The organism is Pseudomonas sp. 2822-17 (genome assembly GCF_002742485.1).
GTDB classification, from domain to species: domain Bacteria; phylum Pseudomonadota; class Gammaproteobacteria; order Pseudomonadales; family Pseudomonadaceae; genus Aquipseudomonas; species Aquipseudomonas cyclaminis.
In genome coordinates, this window is the sequence record NZ_LJRZ01000684.1 from 1 (window position 1) to 263 (window position 263).

Annotated in this window: 1 protein-coding gene; it reads left to right on the top strand. The window is 32.7% G+C overall.

The genetic code is table 11. The features are described 5' to 3' along the window. Positions 1-263: spore germination protein (locus AOA60_RS33485; RefSeq protein WP_218240824.1), on the top strand; the 263-nt coding region annotated here is incomplete at both ends.

Here is a 263-nt window from a genome sequence, read left to right on the forward strand (position 1 = left end):
CAAATGGAAAAAACAACTTCTAACAATCAAAACACACGTTCAACTACACAATCAAAGCAAAGGGTAACACTTAGCAATTTAAAGGAACAGCTGATAAACATTGACGATTTGAAAATAAAACAAATAGACATTAATGGAGAAAAAGCAGATGTAATCTACATCGATACCCTCGTTCAGTCAGGAGTCTTTCAAGATTTAATTTTTACACCTTTAAATCAAGTATCAGAATTGAAAGGACCTGAAGACGTCCTAAAGAGTAGTAA